We start from the raw sequence: 17,326 nt of genomic DNA, 5'->3' as shown, positions 1-17,326 counted from the left end.
TCAGCCGGAGGAGAGAGGGGTCCTATGCGACTGTCGAGTACAGCTAGCCATTGTGCCACACGCCGCGGGGGCGCCTGATCGGCGAGGCACCCCCCGGGGGTCAGCCGGCGGCGCCCACCGTCTCCGGGATGCGGAAGGGCTTGCCGCAGCCGCCGCAGACGATCGGGGCCTGGGCGAGCACCGAGGGCACCACGCGCACGTTCCGCCCGCAGTCGCAGACGGCCTTGACGCGCACACCGCCGCCGGAGGAGCCGTGCCGGGCGGCAGGTCCGCGGAAGGAGCGCTTGGTGTCGGCCGCCGTGGCGACCGTGTGGGCCTTGAGGGCGCGCTGCAGCCGCTCGATGGTCGGCCGGTAGCGCCGCCGCGCCTCGGGGTTGAGCGTGACCAGGGAGAAGCCGCTGCTGGCGTGTGGCTCCTCGGGGTGGTCCAGGCCCATCTCCTCGGCGATCGCGAGGAATCTGCGGTTGTGGTAGCGGCCGGCGCGGGAGGTGTCGCGGACACCCCGGGCGGCGGCGATGCCGTGGACTGCCTCGTGGAGCAGTCGTTCGAAGGAGAGTTCGGCGCCGCAGGCGGACGAGGACTCTCCGATCAGGGACTCGGGCGCGGCAAGATCGGGCAGCTCGGGGTGGTGCCGCTGAATGTCGGCCCACGCCTGTGCCAGCTCTGCGGCGAGAACAGGTGGTGTCGTGCTCACGTCGTGTACAACGAGCCGATGTGCCGCCGGGTTCCATTCCGGGGCATCCCAAATAATTTGCACGTACCCGTCAGTTGCCGTTGATGCGTCCGGACGAGGGCCAGTGCGCAGATCTGCGGAGAACTCACGCAGGGCGCGTCAAGGTGGTGCGTAGTGGCGCATACGCTCCGGCGCGCGTTCATGGGGTGCGCGCCCCCTGGAAGGGCCCGAGCGGTCCGGAGGACTGTGCGAGGACATTACCGGGTCCGAACGCAAGGCGGCGCACCGGCCCCACCCCGGGCGAATCGGTGCGGTGCGAGCACTGGACGCCGCCCGGGATGCGCAGTTCCCTGGGGCTACGGGGGCTTTCGTCCGAGCACGGATCGGAGCACTTTTCCATGACACCTACGCTCGTCCCGCACCACCCCGCGCGTGACTGGGCCGAGATCCAGGAACGCATGCTCGTCCCGCTCTACGAGGCGGTGTACGACCGCCTCGGCGTGGGCGCGGGCTCACGGGTGCTCGGCCTCGGCTGCGGCTCCGGTCTGGCGCTTCTCATGGCGGCCGCGCGGGGCGCGCGGGTGGCCGGCGCGGACCGGGACCACGCGCGCGCGGAGCTGGCCAGGGAGCGGCTTCCGGAGGGCGTCGCGGTCACGGAGACGCCGCCCGAGGCCGGTCCGTACGACGTGATCACGGCCTTCCACGCGACGGACGCGCTGCTGCCGGAACTCGTGGCACTCACCCGAACGGCGCAACGGGGTGCCGCGGTCGTACTCGCCGGGTGGGGGCCTCCGGAGCGGTGTGCCACGGAGCCGGTGCTGCGGGTCGCGGCCCGGCTCGCGGACCGCCGGCCGGCGGCCGGGACGGACCTCGACGGGCTGGTGGCGGCAGCGGGGCTGCGGCCGGCGGGGTCGGGGCGGGTGGCCTGTCCCTTCGGGTACGCGAGCGAGGGCAGCGCGGTGCGGGGCCTGCTGTCGACGGGAGCGTTCGACCAGGCCGTCCGGGCGACCGACCTCTCGCAGGTGGCGAAGGAGGTCGAGGAGGCCCTCGCCCCGCACGTGCGGGCGGACGGGACCGTGTGGATGCCGAACGTCTTCCGGTACGTCGTGGCCCGGGTGCAGTAGGGCGCCCGGGCCGGGGCCGCCGCCGGCTTACCCCCTGCGGGGTCAGTCCTGCCGCTCCGCGCGCGTGATGCCCGCCGCCTGGTAGGCCTCCGCCTCCTCCAGGGTCTCGTTCTCCAGGAGGGCGGCGGCCAGGGCGTCCAGCTGGTCGCGGTGCTCGCCGAGCAGGCGTACGGCCTGCTCGTAGCACTCGTCGACGATGCGGCGCATCTCCGCGTCGACGGTGTCGAGGGTGGCGGGCGCCGCCGAGAGGCCGTACGCCTGCTGGGCGTCGCCCGGGATGGCGGTGAGACGGCCGACGCGTGCGCTCATGCCCCAGCGTCCGGCCATGCCCCGGGCGATGTTGGTGACCTGCTCCAGGTCGCTCTCGGCGCCGGTGGTGACGACACCGAAGACGACCTGTTCGGCGGCCATGCCGCCGAGCTCGCCGATGATCCGGCCGCGCAGGTAGTCCTCGGTGTAGGCGTACTTGTCGGAGTCGGGGGTGGAGAGGGTGACGCCGAGGGCCCGGCCGCGGGGCACGATCGTGATCTTGCGGACCGGGTCGGCGCCGGGCTGCAGCATGCCGAGCAGGGCGTGTCCGCTCTCGTGGTACGCGGTCCTGCGCCGTTCGTCGGCAGGCATCACCAGCGGCCGTTCCGCACCGAGCTGGACCTTCTCCAGGGCGTCGGACAGGTCGGACCGGGTGACGGCCTTCTGCTCGCGCTTGACCGCGAGGAGGGCGGCCTCGTTGGCGAGGTTGGCGAGTTCGGCGCCGGTCATGCCGGGGGTGGTCCTGGCGACGTGCTCCAGGTCGACGTCCTTGGCGAGCGGGATGTCCCGGGTGTGGATCCTGAGGATGGCCTCGCGGCCGCCCCGGTCGGGCGGGTTGACGTGCACGATCCGGTCGAAGCGGCCCGGCCGGGTGAGGGCGGGGTCGAGGACGTCGGCGCGGTTGGTGGCCGCGAGCACGATGACGCCTTCGGAGCCGGTGAACCCGTCCATCTCCGTGAGGATCTGGTTGAGGGTCTGTTCGCGTTCGTCGTGCCCGCCCATCCCGGAGCCGCCGCCCCGGGCCCGGCCGATGGTGTCGATCTCGTCGATGAAGATGATCGCGGGAGCGACCTTGCGGGCCTCGGCGAACAGCTCGCGCACCCGGGAGGCGCCGACGCCCACGATCATCTCGATGAACCCGGACGCCGAGGCGGAGAAGAACGGCACCCCGGCCTCCCCCGCGACGGCGCGGGCGAGCAGGGTCTTGCCGGTGCCGGGCGGCCCGGCGAGGAGCACGCCGCGCGGCATCTTGGCGCCCATCTCGCGGTAGGCCCGCGGGTTCTTCAGGAAGTCGACGACGTCGTTGAGTTCGCCCTCGACCTCGTCGATTCCGGCGACGTCGGCGAAGGTGGTGCGCCTGCCGGCCTCCAGTTCCACGGGCTTGGGCGGCGCCTTGCGGCCGAGCATGCCGCCGGCACCGCCCATCCCCGAACTCATCCTGCGGGCGATGAACACCCACAGCACGACGAGCAGCAGCATCGGGGCGAGGGAGATGAGGAGGTTGGCGAGGAAGCTGCGTTCCCGGACGACGGGCTCCGCGGTGACGGTGACGTTCTGTCTGGTCAGCTGCGCCCACAGGTCGTCGTCGGCGAAGGCGGGGCGCTGGGTGGTGAACTTGGTGTAGTCGCCCTTGTCGCCGTTGGGCAGAGCCTGTTCGTTCTTGAGCTCGCCCTGGATGGCGTCGCCCTTGGAGTAGATCTTGGTGACGTTGCCCGCGACCACCTGCTTGCTGAACTCGGTGTACGAGATCGTCGGCTCGTCGCCCCGGTTGAAGAACGACAGCACGATGTTGGCGACGAGGTAGACGATCAGCGCGGTGAGGATCAGCCCCCGCCAGCCGCCGGGCATCTTCCTCTTCGGCGGCTGGGGAGGCGGGGCCCCCTCCGAGCGCCACGGCTGGTCGGTCCGGTCGCGCGGGGGCACGGGGTTGACCACGCTGAACTCCTCAAGCCGACGTCGGATCCAGTATCCGAAGGTCGGCCGGAACCGGCATGCCGGGCGGCCCGGAGGAGTGAGAAGGGGCCCGGGACGGTTTCACACCGTCCCGGGCCCCTCACACGCATGAGATCAGCTCATGAACTTCTTGAACTCGTCGGGGAGTTCGAAGTCCTGCGGGCTCTGGCCGGCCGCCGGGAGGCCGAAGGCGCCGCCCTGCTGGGCCTGCTCGCGGCGCTCGGCCGCGGCCTGCTCCTCGGCCTTCCGCTTCATCGGGTTGCCGCTCTTGCGCTTGCCCTTGGCCTGCTTGATCTGCTTCTTCTGCCGGCCGGGGCCACCGCCCATGCCCGGCATGCCGGGCATCCCGGGCATGCCGCCGCCCTGGGCCATGCGGGACATCATCTTGCGGGCCTCGAAGAACCGCTCGACCAGGCCCTTGACCGCGCTGACCTCGACGCCGGAGCCCTTGGCGATACGGGCGCGGCGGGAGCCGTTGATGACGGTCGGGTCCTGGCGCTCGGCCGGGGTCATGGACTTGATGATCGCGGCCGTGCGGTCGACGTCCCGCTCGTCGATGTTGGCGATCTGCTCCTTCATCTGGCCCATGCCGGGAAGCATCCCGAGCAGCTTCGAGATGGAGCCCATCTTGCGGACCTGCTCCATCTGGGCCAGGAAGTCGTCCAGGGTGAAGTCCTGGCCCTTCTTCGACGCGAGCTTGGAGGCCATCTTGGCGGCCTCTTCCTCGTCGAAGGTCTGCTGCGCCTTCTCGATGAGGGAGAGCATGTCGCCCATGCCGAGGATGCGGGACGCCATGCGGTCCGGGTGGAACGCGTCGAACTCGTCCAGCTTCTCGCCGTTGGAGGCGAACATGATCTGCTTGCCGGTGACGTGTGCGATGGAGAGCGCGGCACCACCGCGGGCGTCGCCGTCGAGCTTGGAGAGCACGACGCCGTCGAAGCCGACGCCGTCGCGGAAGGCCTCGGCGGTGTTGACCGCGTCCTGACCGATCATGGCGTCGACGACGAAGAGGACCTCGTCGGGCGAGACCGCGTCGCGGATGTCCGCGGCCTGCTGCATCAGCTCCTGGTCGATGCCGAGGCGGCCGGCGGTGTCGACGATGACGACGTCGTACATCTTGGTCCGCGCGAACTCGATCGAGTCCTTCGCGACCTGGACCGGGTCGCCGACGCCGTTGCCCGGCTGGGGGCCGTAGAAGGCCACGCCCGCGCGGTCGGCGACGACGGAGAGCTGGGTGACGGCGTTGGGGCGCTGGAGGTCGCAGGCGACGAGCAGCGGGGAGTGGCCCTGGCCCTTCAGCCAGAGGCCGAGCTTTCCGGCGAGGGTGGTCTTGCCGGCACCCTGGAGACCGGCGAGCATGATCACGGTCGGCGCGGTCTTGGCGAACCGCAGGCGCCGGGTCTCGCCACCGAGGATGGCGACGAGCTCCTCGTTGACGATCTTGATGACCTGCTGGGCGGGGTTCAGGGCCTGGGAGACCTCGACGCCGGTGGCGCGCTCCTTGACCTGCTTGATGAAGGACCGGACGACCGGCAGGGCGACGTCCGCTTCGAGGAGCGCGATGCGGATCTCGCGGGCGGTGGCGTCGATGTCCGCCTCGGACAGACGGCCCTTGCCGCGGAGGTTCTTGAAGGTCGCTGCAAGGCGGTCGGAGAGGGTATCGAACACGGCGGTCGCGGATCCTCAGGTGTCGGGGGCGGTGGGACTGCCCTCCAGGGTATCGGGCCGCTCGAAGTGTGTGCCCCCGCCCGCCGGATCCGGCGGGCGGGGCGGGTCGCTCCGGGGCTCAGCGGAGCGCCGACTCGAGGGTCCTGGCCAGGTCGATCGCCTCCTCGTCCGACAGCGGGCCGCCGTCCGGCCGTGTCACGTACAGGGTGTCCACGGCGTTGGCGCCGAGGGTCGACACATGGGCGCTGCGGACCCGTACGGCCGCTCCTTCCAGGGCGCGGCCGATCCGGTGGAGGAGGCCGGGGGCGTCCTGGGCGCGGACCTCGATGACGGTGGCGAGGCGGGAGCCGGCGGCGGCGACGGTGACGCGGGGCGGCGGGGCGGCGAGGCCGCGCCTGCGCGGATAGGCGGCCTCGCGTTCGGCGAGGCGGGCGGGGATGTCGAGGGTGCCGTCGAGGGCGCGGACGAGGTCGGCGCGGAGCCGGGCGGCCTCGGGGAGGGAGCCGTATTCGGCGGCGACCCGCCAGTCGAGGACGAGGACGGGGCCCGGGCCCGCACCGAGTCCCGCGGGAAGTTCGACGGCCCGCAGGTCGGCGGCGCGGACGGTGAGCCGGTGCAGGGCGAGGACGCCGGCGACGGCGGGGAGGACGCCGGGCCGGTCGGGCAGGGCGATGACGAGCTCGACGCCGACGGGTTCCGGTTCCTCGGGCTCCGCGGCGAGCGGTTCGGTGTGGAGGGCGAGGACGGGTTCGCCGGTGCGCAGGGCCTCGATGGCGAGGCGTTCCTGTTCGGCGCTGGGGGCGGCGGCCTCGGGGTCGGGCGGGGTCTCGCCCGCGAGGACGCCCGTGACCCGTTTGACCAGGTCGGCGACGAGGGAGGCACGCCAGGAGGACCAGGCGGCGGGCCCGGTGGCGAGCGCGTCGGCCTCGGTGAGGGCGTGAAGCAGCTCCAGGGTGCCGACGGTGCCGACGGCGGTGGCGACGGAGCGGACGGTGGCGGGGTCGTCGAGGTCGCGCCGGGTGGCGGTCTCGACGAGGAGCAGGTGGTGGCGGACGGCGGTGGCGATGGTGGCGACGTCGGTGCGGTCGAAGCCGATGCGGGTGGCGAGGTCGCGGGCGATGGTCTCCCCCGCGACGGAGTGGTCGCCCGGCCAGCCCTTGCCGATGTCGTGGAGCAGGGCGGCGACGAGCAGAAGGTCGGGGCGGCCGACGTGGCGGGTGAGCGAGGAGGCCCGTACGGCGGTCTCGACGAGGTGGCGGTCGACGGTCCAGGTGTGGACGGGGTTGCGCTGGGGCCGGCAGCGCACGCGTTCCCAGTCGGGGAGCAGCCGGGTGATCAGTCCTTCGGCTTCCAGGGCCTCCCAGACCGGGACGGTGGCCTCGCCCGCGCCGAGCAGGGTGACGAGTTCCTCGCGGGCCTCGGCGGGCCAGGGCACGGGCAGGGGTTTCGCGGTGGCCGCGAGGTGGCGTACGGCGTGCAGGGAGATCGGCAGGGCGGACTGGGCGGCCGCGGCGGCGGCCCGCAGGGGCAGTACGGGGTCGCGTTCGGGGCGGGCGGTGCGGGCGAGGACGACCTCGCCGTCCATCTCGACGACGCCCTCGGCGAGCGGGGTGCGCTCGACGGGCGGTTTCCCCGCGCCGGCCCGGCCGCTTCCGGCGCGGCCGGTGAGGAGGGCACGGAGCCGGGGCCGGGCGGAGCGTGCCTTGAGGACGCGGTTGACCTCGCGCCAGGTGACGTCGGTGGCGTACGAGATGGTCCGGGCGGCCTCGTACACCTCGCGGAGCAGGGTGTCGGCGTCGAGGAGGCCGAGTTCGGCGGCGACGGCGTCCTGTTCCTGGAGGGCGAGCCGGTCGGTGGCGCGGCCGGTGGTGAGGTGGAGGGCGTCGCGGGCGTCGAGGAGGCGGCGGCGGGCCGCGTCGAGGCCTTCCCGGGGGGCGTCGGCGAGCCAGGAGGCGGCGACGGCGCGGAGGACCTGGGCGTCGCGGAGTCCGCCTCTGGCCTCCTTGAGGTCGGGTTCGAGGAGGAACTGCAGCTCGCCCATGCGTTCGGCGCGTTCCCGGCAGAGTTCGTCGAGCTCCGGGAGGCGCTTGGGCGCCTGGTTGCGCCAGTCCGCGAGGATCGCGGTGCGGAGGGCGGCGACGAGTCCGTGGTCTCCGGCGAGCGGCCGGGCGTCGAGGAGCCCGAGGTGGACCTTGAGGTCCTCGCCCGCGGTGGCGCGGGCTTCGGCGGGGGTGCGGACGGAGTGGTCGAGGGCGAGCCCGAGGTCCCAGACGGGATACCAGATCCGGTCGGCGAGGGCGGCGATCACGGCCTTGTCGGCACTGCCGTCGTGGAGCAGGACGAGGTCGAGGTCGCTGCGGGGCGAGAGTTCGGCGCGGCCGTAGCCGCCGACGGCGACGAGGGCGACCCCGCGGGGCGGTGCGGCGGCCGTGAAGAGCCCGGCCAGCCAGTCGTCGGTGAGCCGGGCGAGGGCGGTACGGCGCGGCGGCCCGGACCGCTCCTTCTCGTGGAGGAGGAGCAGCCGGGCCGCCGCGTAACCGCCGGGTCCCGAATCTTCGGTCTCTTCGCTGACTTCGAGGCTCGTCACCCGGCGGCTCCTTCGTGTGCTTACAGTGCGTCCGGACCGCGCTCGCCGGTGCGGACCCGTACGGCGGTCTCGACCGGCACGCTCCACACCTTGCCGTCACCGATCTTGCCGGTTCGGGCGGCCTTGACGACGACGTCGATGAGCTGTTCGGCGTCCTCGTCCTCGACGAGGACCTCGATGCGGATCTTGGGGACCAGGTCGACGGTGTACTCGGCGCCCCGGTAGACCTCGGTGTGGCCGCGCTGGCGGCCGTAGCCGCTGGCCTCGGTGACGGTGAGGCCGTGGACGCCGAACGCCTGCAGGGCCTCCTTGATCTCGTCGAGCCGGTGCGGCTTCACGACCGCGGTGATGAGCTTCATGCGTCCACCTTCTTGTTCTCCGTGACGGCCGGGGCGGGGGCGGCGGTGCTTCGCGAGGACGCGCCGCCGCCGGCTCCGCTGAAGTCGTACGCGGTCTCGGCGTGCTCGACCTGGTCGATGCCGGAGACCTCGTCGTCCTCGCTGACCCGCATCCCCATCGTCTTGTCGATGATCAGGGCGAGGATCGCGGAGGCGATCAGAGAGTAGGCGAGGACGGCGAAGACGCCGACGGCCTGCTTGCCCAGCTGTTCGAGGCCGCCGCCGTAGAAGAGGCCCTTGACGTCGGACTGGACGCCGCCGGTGGCGAAGAGACCGACGAGGAGGGATCCGAGGACACCGCCGACGAGGTGGACGCCGATGACGTCGAGGGAGTCGTCGTAGCCGAACTTGTACTTGAGGCCGACGGCCATGGCGCACAGGAGACCGGCGATGACACCGATGGCGATGGCGCCGAGCGGGCTGACGGCGCCGCCCGACGGGGTGATGGCGACGAGGCCCGCGACCGCGCCGGAGGCGGCACCGAGGGTGGTGAAGGCGCCGTGGCGGATCTTCTCGTACGCCAGCCAGGCGAGCATGGCGGCGGCGGTGGCGACCTGGGTGTTGACGAACATCACGGCGCCGACGCCGTCGTCGTTGCCGAGCCAGGAGCCGGCGTTGAATCCGAACCAGCCGAACCAGAGGAGACCGGCGCCGAGCATGACCAGCGGGAGGCTGTGCGGGCGCATCGGGTCCTTCTTGAAGCCGACGCGCTTGCCGATGACGAGGATCACGCCGAGGGCCGCGGCGCCGGCGTTGATGTGGACCGCCGTACCGCCGGCGAAGTCGATGACGCCCATCTCGAAGAGCCAGCCGCCCGAACCCCAGACCCAGTGGGCGACGGGGAAGTAGACGACGGTGACCCAGAGGGTGATGAAGAGGGCCCAGGCGGTGAACTTGACGCGGTCCGCGAGGGCGCCGCTGATGAGGGCGGGCGTGATGATCGCGAACATCAGCTGGAAGACGGCGAAGACGTACACCGGGATGGTGTAGCCGTCCCACAGCTCGGTGACGCCGATGCCGCTGAGGCCGACGTAGTCGGAGGACCAGCCGACGATCGAGCCGACGTCGGTGCCGAACGCGAGGCTGAAGCCGAAGAGCACCCACAGGATCGTGACGATCCCGAGGCTGATGAAGCTCATCATCAGCATGTTGAGGGTGGACTTGACGCGGACCATGCCTCCGTAGAAGAAGGCGAGTGCCGGGGTCATCAGCATGACCAGGGCGGAGCAGATGAGCATGAACCCGGTGTTGGCGGCGGACAGCTCGGGGGCGTCTGCTGCCAGGGTCGTGATGGCTGGTGCCATCGGCGTCTCCTCGTCGTCGAATGCGGCCTGTGCGGGGGCGGGGCCGGAGAGCGGCTCGGCCGTGAGGGGTGGCCGGTTATGGGCCAGAGATTCGCGCAGCGCGGTTTCCGCCGATGCCGCTCGATGTTTCGGAGCGGTGACGAAGGGGTGGGGCGTGTTACGTGGCCGTGAACGCCCGGATCACGAGGAGGTGCCGTATGTACGCTGCACGCGACAGAAAGCCGGCCGCGCCGACGTCCGTGTGACCTTGCGGCGGGGGAGCCGAGTCGGGCAGTACGGGACGTCCGGCGCGGCCGGGGTCTGTGCGGGCCCGCGAAGCCGGGGCCTGGGGGTGGACCGCTTCGTCAGACCGCTTCGGCGGCCTCGGGCAGCAGCTGGGTGAGCCGGTCGGTGAGCTGGACGACCTCGGCGACGTCGCCGTAGCCCCGGGCCGCCTGGTCGACGGTCTTGCGGAGCCGGGTGTTGACCCGCTCGGAGCGGATGCTCTTGGCGACGCCGAGGGCCTTCTCCGCGAGGACGACGGACTGCTCGGGCTCGCGCTTGAGGAGGTGGACGGTGGCCATGCCGATGAGGTTCAGCGCGTACGAGCGCTGGTGGTCGGGGTCCTTCTCGAAGAGCTCGACGGCCCGCTCCATGACGGGTTCGGCGAGTGACGCGTACGTCGGGGAGCGGCCCGCGACATAGGCGAGGTCGCGGTAGGAGTGGGAGTTCTCGCCGTTGAGCTCGGCCTCGGAGAAGAAGCCGATCCAGTCGGGCTCGGGCTCGCCGTCGAGACCGACGTCGGCGAAGGTGTCCTCGGCCATCCGGACGGCCCGCTTGCACTTGGACGGCTGGCCCATGTTGGCGTAGGCGCGGGCCTCCATCGCATACAGCATGGCCTGGGTGCGCGCGGTGGCGCAGTCTCGACTGCCGTACTGGGCCAGATGGATGAGTTCGAGGGCGTCGTCGGGCCGGCCGAGGTGGATCATCTGGCGGCTCATCGAGGACAGGATGTACGACCCGAGGGGCTTGTCGCCGGCTTCCTTGGCCGCGTGCAGCGCGAGGACGAAGTACTTCTGGGCGGTGGGCTGGAGGCCGACGTCGTAGCTCATCCAGCCGGCCAGCTCTGCGAGTTCGGCGGCGCAGGTGAAGAGGCGCTTGGCGATGGCGGCGGGCTGGGACTCCTGGAGGAGGTCGGTGACCTCGTGGAGCTGTCCGACGACGGCCTTGCGGCGCAGTCCGCCGCCGCACTGGGCGTCCCACTTGCGGAACATGGCGGTGGTCGACTCGAGCAGGTCGAGTTCGAGCTCGGAGAGCCGGTTCGGACGGCGGGCCTCCGCGGCGGGATCGGGCCGCTCGATGTCGCCGAGGGGGGTGGGGACGAGCCAGCGCTGCATCGGTTCGATGAGGGCGGGCCCCGCGGCGAGCGACAGGGAGGAGCCGAGGAAGCCGCGCCGGGCGAGCATGAGGTCGCTGCGGGAGAACTCGCTGAGCAGCGCGACGGTCTGCGGGCCCGCCCAGGGCAGGTCGACGCCGGAGACGGAGGGCGACTGGTGGGCCGTGCGCAGACCGAGGTCCTCGACGGCGACGACGGAGCCGAAGCGCTCGGAGAACAGCTCGGAGAGGATGCGCGGGATGGGCTCGCGGGGCTGCTCGCCGTCGAGCCAGCGGCGTACGCGCGAGGTGTCGGTGGAGATGTGGTGCGCGCCCATCTGGCGCGCCCTGCGGTTCACCTGCCGCGCGAGTTCGCCCTTGGACCAGCCGCTGCGCACGAACCACGAGCCCAGCTGCTCGTTCGGGCGCTTGCCGGCAGTCGTACCGTCTGCGCCGTTGCCGCCCACTGGAACGCCCCCATCCACCTGATTGCCTGTCATCCGAAGCCTTACCAGAATGCCGCGTCTCGCGGCACCCGTCCGGCGTTCGCACTCCTTCGAACTGGAAACCGGGTTGCCTCCGGCATACCCGCGGGCTCAACGGCCCCCGGTGGTTCGAGTACCGAAAGTAATCCTACGATCACCCCTCCACGAGGGGGATTCAAGAAACGCCACCATTCGCCACCCCTTCGAATGAACTCGCCGCCCATGGAACGCGATTCACTTGACATGCGACGAACCGGAGTCGGCGGACGGATGCGCGGAGAGGCGCACGCACCGGCCCGCACCACCCCTGGCGCGACCGCACGCCACATGCGGCGGACGGAACGTGACGAAGGGTGACGACGATGCTCCGGGTCGTAACCACCGGCGCGCTCGACCCGTTGGAGGGGGCATGGGTTTCACGATCGGCGGCATTCGTGAGATGCGGACCGGCGCACGCCGCCGCGTACGCACCACGGAGTGCACTGCGGTGGCCGAGTACACAGGGCTGTGGGGCTGGGACGTGGTTCCCGGCGCCCGGGCCCTCTCCGGCCAGTGCTCCTGCGGGGATCCGGCCTGTACGGCCCCCGGCGCGCACCCCCTCTCCTTCGCGGAACCGGTCCCGGCCGGCGCCGGACTCGACGACGCGGTCAAGGCGTGGTCGGAGTATCCGGGCGCGGCGCTGCTGCTGCCGGTGGGCCGTGCCTTCGACGTGATCGAGGTCGCGGAGGCGGCGGGCAGGCCGGCGCTCGTGCGGCTCGAGCGCATGGGGCTGCCGCTGGGTCCGGTGTGCGTGACGCCGACCGGCCGGGCGCGGTTCTTCGTGGCGCCGGGCGCGGCGGCGGAGCTGCCGCAGCTGCTGTACCGGATGGGCTGGGACGACGCCGATCTGGACCTGCGGGGCCTGGGTCCCGGCAGCTTCGTCACCGCTCCCCCTTCGGACCTGGGCGGCCTCGGTCCGGTGCGCTGGCTGCGGCCCCCGACGCTCGACACGGCGGGCGCGCCGCCGCAGGCGCGGCTGCTGCTCGGCACCCTGGCGTACATCTGCCACCGGACGCACTTCTAGTACCTCCAGGACGTACGTGAGGGCCCCCGCCACCGGATGGTGACGGGGGCCCCTCGGGCGTGCGCGCGGACGGCGGTCAGTCGCCGATCAGGGCGTCGACGAACGCGCCCGGCTCGAAGGGAGCCAGGTCGTCCGGGCCCTCGCCCAGGCCGATCAGCTTGACCGGGACGCCCAGCTCGCGCTGGACCGCGATGACGATGCCGCCCTTGGCGGTGCCGTCGAGCTTGGTGAGCACGATGCCGGTGATGTCGACGACCTCGGCGAAGACGCGGGCCTGGGTCAGGCCGTTCTGGCCGGTGGTGGCGTCGAGGACGAGCAGGATCTCGTCCAGCGGGCCGTGCTTCTCGACGACGCGCTTGACCTTGCCGAGCTCGTCCATGAGGCCGGTCTTGGTGTGGAGCCGGCCCGCGGTGTCGATGAGGACGACGTCGGCGCCCTCCGCGATGCCCTCCTTGACCGCGTCGAAGGCGATCGAGGCCGGGTCGCCGCCCTCCGGGCCGCGGACGGTACGGGCGCCGACGCGCTCGCCCCAGGTCTGGAGCTGGTCGGCGGCGGCGGCCCGGAAGGTGTCGGCGGCGCCGAGGACGACGGACTTGCCGTCGGCGACGAGGACGCGGGCCAGCTTGCCGGTGGTGGTGGTCTTGCCGGTGCCGTTGACGCCGACGACCATGACGACGCCGGGGACGTCCGCGGGGCTCTCGGTGTGCACCGTGCGGTCGAGCTCGGGGTCCAGGAGCGTGACCAGCTCCTCGCGGAGCAGACCGCGCAGCTCCTCCGGGGTGCGGGTGCCGAGCACCCTGACCCGCTCGCGCAGCCGCTCGACGAGTTCCTGGGTGGGGGCGACGCCCACGTCGGCGGTGAGGAGGGTCTCCTCGATCTCCTCCCAGGTGTCCTCGTCGAGGTGCTCGCGGGACAGGAGCGTCAGCAGCCCCTTGCCGAGCGAGTTCTGGGAACGGGCGAGCCGGGCCCGGAGGCGGACGAGACGGCCGGCGGTGGGCTCCGGGATCTCGATCTCGGGGGCGGCGGGCTCGGCGACGACGGGGTCCTCGACGGCGACCGGCGTCCCGACGGCCTCATCGGCGGGGAGGGTGACCTCCTCGACGGTGCGGCGTGGTTCCTCCCGCGGTGTCTCCGCCTCCTCGCCGACGTGCGGTTCGGCGGGCGGAGCGGTGATGGTCGGCGTGGTGGACGGCGGCTCGGCCGGCGGCAGCTGCTTCTTCTTGCGACCGCTGATCACGAGCCCGCTCGTCACGGCGACCGCGACGACCAGAGCGATGACTACAGCAAGGATGAGTTCCATAACTCGTCCAGTATGGCGCGACCTCCCCCGCGTCCCGTCGCTTCTCGTACGAGGGCGCGCCCCTGCCGGTCGCGCTGACCACCCCCCGCCGGACCTTGTCCACTGGGGAGAAGATCGCGAATCCGGGGCACGAGCGCCGTGACCGTGCCGCTCTGGCCAAGGCCCAGCGGGCACTGTCCCGCAAGGCTCCAGGGGATGGCGCCAACCGGCTCAAGGCCCGGCGGAGGGTCGCGAAGATCCACGCCCGTATCGCCGACCGGCGGCGGGACGGGCTGCACAAACTGACCACTCGACTCGTGCGTGAGAACCGAACGCTCGTGATCGAGGACCTGGGTGTGCGCACCCTGGTCAGGAACCGGAGCCTGGCCCGCGCCATCAGCGATGCCGCGTGGAGCGAGTTCCGAAGCATGCTGGAGTACAAGGCCGCCTGGTACGGGCGGGAAGTGATCGCGGGCGACCGCTTCTTCCCCTCCTCCAAGCTGTGCTCCCACTGCGGCAAGCTCGCCCAGAGCCTGCCGCTGCACGTCCGTACCTGGACGTGCGACGGCTGCGGCACGACCCACGACCGGGACGTGAACGCGGCGAAGAACCTCAAGGCCGCCGGGCCGGCGGTGTCGGTCTGTGGAGCCGGCGTAAGACCCCAACGGAGAACTCCGGGCGGGCAGCCGACGACGAAGCAGAGAACCAGACGGCGCGATCTGTAGGACTCCCCTCCCTTGGGATGGGGAAGGAAGCCGACTCCTTCCTGAACGCTGCCGACGAACGGTCTGGTCCGGGTGGCGTCGATCGTGGTCGCGGGCGCGCTGTACGCGGTGCTGCCGCACCCCACCCCGCAGGCGGTGCCGGTGGCACCCGCCGAAGTGCACGGGACCGTTTCAATCTGACGTTGCGTCAGCTAATGTCCTTCTTCCGCATACCAGCGAAGGGGGACTTCCCATGCCCTTCACAGTCGTCCGGTTCAACCTCGTCGATCCGCGCGCGACCCCCGAATCCCTCTCGGAGCGCTACCGGGCGGCCCTCGCCATGGCCGCGTACGCCGACGAGCACGGCGTCGACACCGTGCAGACCGAGGAGCACCACGGGGTCGAGAACAACTGGCTGCCCTCCCCCTTCGCCTTCGCGGGCGCGGTCTTCGGGGCGACGCGGCGGATCGCCGTCACGGTCTCGGCGATCATCGGGCCGCTGCACGATCCGCTGCGGCTCGCCGAGGACATCGCGGTCCTCGACCTGCTGAGCGGGGGCCGCCTGGTGACGGTCGCGGGGCTCGGCTACCGGCCGGAGGAGTACGAGGAGCGCGGCGTCGACTGGGGGCGGCGCGGCAAGCTCCAGGACCTGCTCCTGGAGACCCTGCTGACGGCGTGGACCGGTGAGCCCTTCACGTATCAGGGCCGTACGGTACGGGTCACCCCGCGCCCCTTCACCCGGCCGCATCCGCTGCTGCTCGTCGGGGGTTCCTCACGGGCCGCGGCGCGGCGGGCGGCGCGGCTGGGGCTGCCGTTCTTCCCGAGCGCGCACCTGCCGGACCTGGAGACGTACTACCGGGAGCGGTGTGCGGAGTACGGGACCGACGGCTGGACGATGATGCCGGCGGAGGAGACTCCTCTGCTGCATCTGTCGGAGGACCCGGACCGGACCTGGGCGGAGCACGGGGAGCACTTCCTGCACGAGGCCCGGACGTACGCCTCCTGGCAGTCGAAGGACATCCGCTCGGCGGTGCGGTCCACGGCGACGACGGTGGCGGAGCTGCGCGCGGAGGGCGTGTACCGGGTCGTCACTCCGGAGGAGTGCGCGGGCCTCGGCCTGGAGAGCCTGGTGCTCCATCCCCTGTGCGGCGGGATGCCGGTGGAGGAGGGGTGGCGGAGCCTGCGGCTGTTCTGCGACGACGTACTGCCCCGGCTGAAGGCGTGAGGCCTCGGCCGGGGCAGTCGTCGTGAGGAGAGGGGCAGCGGGGATTAGCCCATCTCCTCCAACGCCTTGCCCTTGGTCTCCTTGACGTACCTGAGCACGAAGGGGATCGAGAGCACGGCGAAGACCGTGTAGATGACGTAGGTGCCGGAGAGGTTCCAGTCCGCGAGGGACGGGAAGCTGGCGGTGATGGCCCAGTTGGCGATCCACTGCGCGGAGGCGGCGACGCCGAGGGCGGCGGCGCGGATCCGGTTGGGGAACATCTCGCCGAGGAAGACCCAGACCACCACGCCCCACGAGAGGGCGAAGAAGAGCACGAAGACGTGGGCTGCGACGAGGGCCACCACGCCCTGGGTCTCCGGCAGCTTGCCGTCGACGAGGTCGGCGGAGAAGGCCCAGGCCTCGAAGGCGAGGGCGATCGCCATGCCGATGGAGCCGACGAGGGCGAGCGGCTTGCGGCCGACCCGGTCGACCAGGACCATCGCGATGACGGTGCCGATGATGTTGATGATCGACGTGGTGAACGAGTAGAAGAACGAGCTCGACGGGTCGATGCCGACGGACTGCCAGAGGGTCGCGGAGTAGTAGAACGCGACGTTGATGCCGACGAGCTGCTGGAAGACCGAGAGTCCGATGCCGACCCAGACGATGGGCAGCAGCTTGAAGCGGCCGCCGGCGACGAGCAGGTCCTTGAAGGTGGACTTGTGCTCGCTGCGCATGGCCCGGTCGATCTCGGCGACGCGGAGGTCGAGGTCGACGTCGTGGCCCTCGACCTCGGCCAGCACCTCCTTGGCCCGGTCGGTCTTCCCGACGGAGATGAGGAAGCGGGGCGACTCGGGGATGGCGAAGGAGAGCATGCCGTAGAGGAGCGCGGGGACGACCATCACGCCGAGCATCCACTGCCAGGCCTCGAGTCCGCCGATCTCGCCGCGCTGGTCGCCGTCGGCGAGCTGGAGGATGCCGTAGTTGACCAGCTGGGAGATGGCGATGCCGATGACGATCGCGGCCTGCTGGAAGGAGCCGAGCCGGCCGCGGTAGGCGGCGGGGGCGACCTCGGCGATGTAGGCGGGGCCGATCACGGACGCCATGCCGATGGCGAAGCCGCCGACGACCCGCCAGAGGGCCAGGTCCCAGAGGGCGAACGGAAGCGCCGAACCCACGGCGCTGATGGCGAAGAGCACCGCGGAGATCTGCATGCAGCGGATGCGGCCGATGCGGTCGGCGATCCGGCCGGCGGTGGCGGCGCCGATGGCGCAGCCGATCAGGGCGACGGCGATGACCTGGGCGAGGGTGCCGGAGCCGATGTCGTAGCGGTCGCGGATCGCCTCGACGGCGCCGTTGATCACGGAGCTGTCGTATCCGAAGAGGAAACCGCCCATCGCGGCCGACGCCGTGATGAAGATGACGTGGCCGAGGTGATCCGGGTGGGCGGCTCGGCCTTCGGAAGGCGGCGGCGTGGGCGCCTGCGCGGTGTTGGTCACAT

General features: G+C 71.8%; 12 protein-coding genes and 1 pseudogene. 4 read left to right on the top strand and 9 right to left on the bottom strand.

The genetic code is table 11. The features are described 5' to 3' along the window. Positions 1 to 100: 100 nt before the first annotated feature. The gene (locus ACIA8N_RS09915) at positions 101 to 694 is read right to left on the bottom strand and encodes a hypothetical protein (RefSeq protein ID WP_030551033.1); all 594 of its coding nucleotides are present in this window, start codon (positions 692 to 694) and stop codon (positions 101 to 103) included. Positions 695 to 1,071: 377 nt separating this feature from the next. Between ACIA8N_RS09915 and ACIA8N_RS09910 the strand changes: the two genes are divergently transcribed. Beyond that, a complete protein-coding gene (locus ACIA8N_RS09910) occupies positions 1,072 to 1,797 on the top strand; it encodes a methyltransferase domain-containing protein (RefSeq protein ID WP_365780481.1) in 726 nt (241 codons plus the stop codon). Between the two features lie 42 nt (positions 1,798 to 1,839). Here ACIA8N_RS09910 and ftsH read toward each other — a convergent pair whose 3' ends face one another. From ftsH to ACIA8N_RS09880, 6 genes are all read right to left on the bottom strand, one after another. Further along, the gene (ftsH, locus tag ACIA8N_RS09905; protein ID WP_365780480.1) at positions 1,840 to 3,762 is read right to left on the bottom strand and encodes an ATP-dependent zinc metalloprotease FtsH; all 1,923 of its coding nucleotides are present in this window, start codon (positions 3,760 to 3,762) and stop codon (positions 1,840 to 1,842) included. A 132-nt stretch (positions 3,763 to 3,894) separates the two neighbouring features. After that, positions 3,895 to 5,448: a signal recognition particle protein gene (ffh, locus tag ACIA8N_RS09900; protein WP_030206373.1), complete on the bottom strand. Its 1,554-nt coding sequence runs from the start codon at positions 5,446 to 5,448 to the stop codon at positions 3,895 to 3,897. Between the two features lie 118 nt (positions 5,449 to 5,566). Continuing rightward, positions 5,567 to 8,035: a [protein-PII] uridylyltransferase gene (locus ACIA8N_RS09895; RefSeq protein WP_365780479.1), complete on the bottom strand. Its 2,469-nt coding sequence runs from the start codon at positions 8,033 to 8,035 to the stop codon at positions 5,567 to 5,569. A 20-nt stretch (positions 8,036 to 8,055) separates the two neighbouring features. After that, complete coding sequence (locus tag ACIA8N_RS09890; RefSeq protein ID WP_015036464.1) at positions 8,056 to 8,394, bottom strand: P-II family nitrogen regulator; 339 nt, start codon at positions 8,392 to 8,394, stop codon at positions 8,056 to 8,058. Next, on the bottom strand, positions 8,391 to 9,737 hold the full coding sequence (locus tag ACIA8N_RS09885) for an ammonium transporter (protein ID WP_365780478.1): 1,347 nt from the start codon (positions 9,735 to 9,737) through the stop codon (positions 8,391 to 8,393). The genes ACIA8N_RS09890 and ACIA8N_RS09885 overlap by 4 nt, the downstream gene beginning before the upstream one ends. A 344-nt stretch (positions 9,738 to 10,081) precedes the next feature. Beyond that, positions 10,082 to 11,557, bottom strand: coding sequence for a hypothetical protein (locus tag ACIA8N_RS09880; protein ID WP_365780551.1), 1,476 nt, complete (start codon positions 11,555 to 11,557; stop codon positions 10,082 to 10,084). 427 nt (positions 11,558 to 11,984) lie between these two features. Between ACIA8N_RS09880 and ACIA8N_RS09875 the strand changes: the two genes are divergently transcribed. After that, positions 11,985 to 12,638 (top strand): bifunctional DNA primase/polymerase, encoded by a 654-nt coding sequence (locus tag ACIA8N_RS09875; RefSeq protein WP_365780477.1) that lies wholly within the window; start codon positions 11,985 to 11,987, stop codon positions 12,636 to 12,638. A 76-nt stretch (positions 12,639 to 12,714) separates the two neighbouring features. Here ACIA8N_RS09875 and ftsY read toward each other — a convergent pair whose 3' ends face one another. After that, complete coding sequence (gene ftsY / locus ACIA8N_RS09870) at positions 12,715 to 13,938, bottom strand: signal recognition particle-docking protein FtsY (RefSeq protein ID WP_365780476.1); 1,224 nt, start codon at positions 13,936 to 13,938, stop codon at positions 12,715 to 12,717. Positions 13,939 to 14,030: 92 nt separating this feature from the next. On the opposite strand from ftsY, the pseudogene ACIA8N_RS09865 reads away from it, so the two are divergent. Both ACIA8N_RS09865 and ACIA8N_RS09860 read left to right on the top strand, forming a co-directional pair. After that, positions 14,031 to 14,642 (top strand): annotated as a pseudogene (locus tag ACIA8N_RS09865) (RNA-guided endonuclease TnpB family protein); the annotation flags it as partial. 232 nt (positions 14,643 to 14,874) lie between these two features. Further along, a complete protein-coding gene (locus tag ACIA8N_RS09860; RefSeq protein ID WP_365780475.1) occupies positions 14,875 to 15,846 on the top strand; it encodes an LLM class flavin-dependent oxidoreductase in 972 nt (323 codons plus the stop codon). 44 nt (positions 15,847 to 15,890) lie between these two features. Here the strand turns inward: ACIA8N_RS09860 and ACIA8N_RS09855 are convergent, their stop codons facing one another. Then, the gene (locus ACIA8N_RS09855) at positions 15,891 to 17,324 is read right to left on the bottom strand and encodes a sugar porter family MFS transporter (protein ID WP_030551055.1); all 1,434 of its coding nucleotides are present in this window, start codon (positions 17,322 to 17,324) and stop codon (positions 15,891 to 15,893) included. Positions 17,325 to 17,326 lie beyond the last annotated feature (2 nt).

Origin of the sequence: Streptomyces sp. NPDC051822, from assembly GCF_044452745.1 — a bacterium.
Lineage (GTDB): Bacteria > Actinomycetota > Actinomycetes > Streptomycetales > Streptomycetaceae > Streptomyces.
Note: the sequence above shows the minus strand (reverse complement) of the source record. Positions and strands in the feature narration are given on the sequence as shown.

Coding starts and splice junctions, on each gene's coding strand:
- ACIA8N_RS09885 (WP_365780478.1), bottom strand. CDS start 9,737: ATGGCACCAGCCATCACGACCCTGGCAGCAGACGCCCCCGAGCTGTCC.
- ACIA8N_RS09890 (WP_015036464.1), bottom strand. CDS start 8,394: ATGAAGCTCATCACCGCGGTCGTGAAGCCGCACCGGCTCGACGAGATC.
- ACIA8N_RS09910 (WP_365780481.1), top strand. CDS start 1,072: ATGACACCTACGCTCGTCCCGCACCACCCCGCGCGTGACTGGGCCGAG.
- ACIA8N_RS09875 (WP_365780477.1), top strand. CDS start 11,985: ATGGGTTTCACGATCGGCGGCATTCGTGAGATGCGGACCGGCGCACGC.
- ftsY (WP_365780476.1), bottom strand. CDS start 13,938: ATGGAACTCATCCTTGCTGTAGTCATCGCTCTGGTCGTCGCGGTCGCC.
- ACIA8N_RS09860 (WP_365780475.1), top strand. CDS start 14,875: ATGCCCTTCACAGTCGTCCGGTTCAACCTCGTCGATCCGCGCGCGACC.